Annotated in this window: 5 protein-coding genes; 4 read left to right on the plus strand and 1 reads right to left on the minus strand. The window is 39.4% G+C overall.

Annotation, left to right across the window (positions count from 1 at the left end):
* Positions 1 to 31: 31 nt before the first annotated feature.
* Positions 32 to 985 carry an aromatic acid exporter family protein gene (locus V7147_RS24940; protein WP_335370492.1) on the plus strand — a complete coding sequence of 318 codons (954 nt, stop codon included), beginning with the start codon at positions 32 to 34 and terminating at the stop codon, positions 983 to 985.
* Positions 986 to 1,063: 78 nt separating this feature from the next.
* Here the strand turns inward: V7147_RS24940 and prli42 are convergent, their stop codons facing one another.
* Positions 1,064 to 1,156: a stressosome-associated protein Prli42 gene (prli42, locus tag V7147_RS24945; RefSeq protein WP_335370488.1), complete on the minus strand. Its 93-nt coding sequence runs from the start codon at positions 1,154 to 1,156 to the stop codon at positions 1,064 to 1,066.
* Between the two features lie 311 nt (positions 1,157 to 1,467).
* On the opposite strand from prli42, the gene mce reads away from it, so the two are divergent.
* The 3 genes from mce to coaBC form a co-directional block, all read left to right on the plus strand.
* Positions 1,468 to 1,887, plus strand: a complete 420-nt coding sequence (mce, locus tag V7147_RS24950; RefSeq protein ID WP_335370489.1) for a methylmalonyl-CoA epimerase — start codon at positions 1,468 to 1,470, stop codon at positions 1,885 to 1,887.
* Positions 1,887 to 3,437, plus strand: a complete 1,551-nt coding sequence (locus V7147_RS24955) for an acyl-CoA carboxylase subunit beta (protein WP_335370490.1) — start codon at positions 1,887 to 1,889, stop codon at positions 3,435 to 3,437. Before mce ends, V7147_RS24955 begins: the two co-directional genes overlap by 1 nt.
* Positions 3,438 to 3,618: 181 nt before the next feature.
* A partial coding sequence (gene coaBC / locus V7147_RS24960) for a bifunctional phosphopantothenoylcysteine decarboxylase/phosphopantothenate--cysteine ligase CoaBC (RefSeq protein WP_335370491.1) occupies positions 3,619 to 4,280 on the plus strand: 662 nt, incomplete at its 3' end.

Consider the following 4,280-nt stretch of genomic DNA (forward strand, 5'->3'; position numbering starts at 1 on the left):
AGAATTACTAAGGAATATTAGGAGCCGATTTATGTTTAAAATAGGGTATCGAACTTTAAAAACAGCTGTAGGTGCGACAATTGCCATATCAATTGCAAAACTAATCGGACTAGATAGCTTTGCATCTGCTGGGATTCTAACGATTTTATGTATTAAAGTCACTAGAAAAAAATCGCTAAAGAGTTCGTGGGAGCGATTTATTGCGTGTGTTGTTGGAATCCTATTTTCGTTTGTATTCTTCGAGGGAATAGGCTATCATCCATTAACAATCGGGTTGTTACTCCTGCTTTTTATCCCTACCGTAGTTGCTATAAAAGCGAAAGATGGGATTGTAACAAGTACCGTTATTATTTTACATATATTTTCAGCGGGGAATGTAACACTTGCTTTGATTGTGAATGAACTAGGGTTAATTATTATTGGTATCGGAGTTGCGTTACTCGTTAATCTATATATGCCTAGTGTTGACAAGCAACTTAAGGCATACCAACAAGAAATTGAAACCATGTTTGGAAACATATTAAACGAAATGGTTCACTATCTCCGAACAGGTGAAAGTATTTGGGATGGTCAAGAGATAACAGCAATTGGAGAATTATTAAAGAAAGCGAAAAGAATTGCAAATAGAGACGTTGAAAATAGCCTAATCCGAGATGAACCCTTATATTATACGTATTTTGAAATGAGGGAAAAACAATTCGACATTCTACAAAGGATGTTGCCTACGATTACTTCGATTACTCAGTCGGTTGAACAGAGGGAAATGGTTGCGGATTTTATTATGGAGGTCAGCAAATCCATTCATCCCGGTAACACAGCATTTGTATTTTTGCAGAAACTTGAAGCAATGCGTAAAGAGTTTAGGGAAATGCCATTGCCGGAAACTCGAGAGGAATTTGAAACAAGAGCTGCCCTTCTTCAATTTATTAAAGAAATGGAAGAATATTTAATCATAAAAAGATTATTCAAAGGATTGCCGACATAATTGAATAAAGCTAAAGGTGACCATTTTAGGTCACCTTTTTAGGCTGTTAACAAGCTTGTACTACCTAATATGCTTAAATTAAAACCACATACTTACGCCTGCTAGCAGAGTAGTAATTACCATTACAGCGATCATTAAATAAACAACAATCTTTTGAGTTTTACGGGACATGTCATGTACTCCCTTCTGCTTACATATTTACTCATATTTTACCGTGAAATCCAATGTTGGACAACTATTAAGTACGATTATCCAAAACCTGAAAATACACAATTTTTGATGATTTCGTGATAAAATAGATTTATACTAAAAATCAAATACGCCCTGGCGTATTTGCGCCCAGATTTTTTCGAGCAAGCTCGAAAAGTTTCCTTTGAAAATCTGTGGCATCCGCCGGAGGCTTACCATCATTCGATTGTCTTATCGAATGATGGTAAAGCGCATACAATTTTTGAGCGAGCGCTCGCTTGAGGAGTGAAAACATGATTAAGAAGATTGACCATATTGGAATCGCTGTCATATCAATTGAAAACTCCCTTCCATTTTATACAAACATTCTCAACCTTCATGTTGAAGGAATAGAAGAAGTAGAGTCCGAGAAAGTGAGAGTTGCCTTCATCAAAATCGGTGAATCGAAGCTCGAACTATTGGAGCCACTCTCTCCAGAAAGCCCGATTGCAAAATTTATCGAAAAACGCGGGGAAGGAATTCACCACATCGCTTTAGGTGTTTCATCCATCGAAGAGCGTATCCAAGAAATAAAAGTACAAGGTATTCGAATGCTTGCAGATGAGCCCAAGCTTGGGGCAGGCGGTGCAAAGATAGCCTTTATGCATCCTAAATCTACGGGTAATATCCTATATGAGCTTTGTGAGAAACCGGCCAAGGGGGAAACGAAATAATGGTAGACATCTATGAAAAAATAAACGAACTCTATGATCGTCGTCGTGAGGTAGAATTAGGAGGCGGTGACGAAAAGATTGATAAGCAGCATGAAAAGGGAAAATTAACGGCTAGGGAGCGAATTGATTTATTACTTGATAAAGGTACCTTTGTCGAGTTAAATCCATTCATTGAGCATCGCAGCATTGATTTTGGCTTAGCTGATAAAAAAGGACCTGGTGATGGAGTAGTAACTGGATATGGAAAAATCAATGGCAGGCCGGTTTACCTATTTTCTCAGGATTTTACGGTGTTTGGCGGAGCGCTTGGGGAAATGCATGCCAAAAAGATCGCGAATGTTATGGACTTGGCAGCTAAAAATGGCGCACCATTTATTGGCTTAAATGATTCGGGTGGTGCGAGAATTCAAGAAGGGGTCGTTTCCCTTGATGGCTATGGTCACATTTTTTATCGAAATGCGATTTATTCAGGGGTCATTCCGCAAATCTCTGTAATTATGGGACCATGTGCAGGTGGTGCGGTGTATTCTCCAGCGATTACCGATTTTGTCTTTATGGTGGAAAAGACGTCTCAGATGTTTATTACAGGACCGAAAGTCATAGAAACCGTAACAGGCGAAAAAATTAGCTCCGAGGATTTAGGTGGGGCGAGCGTACATAATTCAATCAGCGGGAACGCACATTTTTCAGGAAAAACCGAAGAAGAGGTTCTACAACAGGTAAGAGCCTTAGTGAGTTATCTTCCTCAAAATAATGAAGAAAAAGCAACAATTCTACCTATAAAAGAAGATGATGACTATCGACCTGATTTAACAGATAGTATTCCATTTAATGCAGTAAGACCATATGATGTTCGCAAAGTAATAGAGCAAGTGGTTGATGAGAAATCATTCATGGAGGTTCATAAAGATTTTGCAAAAAATATTGTTGTTGGTTTTGCGAGGATAAAAGGCGAGGTTGTCGGTTTAGTATGTAATCAGCCGAAATATATGGCCGGTGGGCTTGATATTGATTCATCTGATAAAGCATCAAGATTCATCCGTTTTTGCGATTCCTTTAATATCCCACTTATTACATTTGAGGATGTGACAGGCTTCTTCCCAGGGGTAAAACAGGAGCATGGAGGTATTATCCGCCATGGAGCAAAAATTTTATATGCGTATTCTGAAGCAACTGTACCTAAGCTAACTGTTATCTTGAGAAAAGCATATGGTGGAGCATATGTGGCATTAAATAGTAAGTCAATTGGTGCTGATTTGGTGTTTGCGTGGCCAAATGCCGAAATTGCGGTAATGGGTCCACAAGGTGCGGCCAATATCATTTTTGCACGTGAAATTAATGAAAGCGATGATCCGGAAAAAACACGTGCCCAAAAGATTGAAGAGTACCGTGAAAAATTTGCTAATCCATATATTGCAGCTAGCCAAGGAATGGTAGATGATGTCATTGATCCGCGCGAAACGCGAATTAAGATCATTCAGGCGTTAGAAATGCTTCGAAATAAAAAGGAAACACGTCCTAATAAGAAGCATGGAAATATACCACTATAGTGCGGAGAATTTGATTTTTGACGATAATATGATAGGCTAATTTCAAAGGTCTAGCTCCAGTGCCTAGCCCCTCGAGGTCACAAGCTTAATCACTCCAGAAATCAGGATTTCCTGCGTGATTCATCTTATGCTTGTCGGGGCTGTGCGAGGCACTTTAGCTTTTCTATAAAGGGGGATACGTATGCTGGGTAAAAAAATACTATTATGCGTAAGTGGTGGGATTGCGGTCTATAAAGCTGTGGCTTTAACAAGCAAGCTTACCCAAGCCGGTGCCAAAGTAAGAGTGATCATGAGCGAATCTGCAATGAAATTTGTAACGCCGTTAACATTCCAAGCACTTTCAAGAAATGATGTGTACTTTGATACCTTCGATGAAAAAAATCCTGCTGTTATCGCTCACATCGATCTTGCTGATTGGGCCGATCTCGTTATCGTCGCACCTGCAACAGCGAACACAATTGGTAAACTTGCAAATGGAATCGCAGATAATATGATTACCACAACATTACTTGCAACTACGGTTCCTGTCTGGATTGCTCCGGCAATGAACGTTCATATGTACGACCATCCTGCAGTAAAACGCAATATTGAAATTTTAGCAAATGATGGGTATCAATTTATTGAACCATCTGAAGGGTATTTAGCATGCGGCTATGTTGGAAAAGGGCGTCTTGAGGAGCCAGAAAAAATAGTCGAACTCCTTACTGCTCATTTTTCGGAGCAACCGATATTACAAGGTAAAAAGATCTTAATCACAGCAGGACCGACTCGTGAAAAGCTTGACCCAGTTCGTTTCTTTACAAATCGATCAACAGGAAAAATGGGATATGCAATTGCAGAAGC

It is taken from the genome of Bacillus sp. JJ1521 (assembly GCF_036965165.1).
In the GTDB taxonomy this organism is placed as follows: domain Bacteria; phylum Bacillota; class Bacilli; order Bacillales; family Bacillaceae_L; genus Ferdinandcohnia.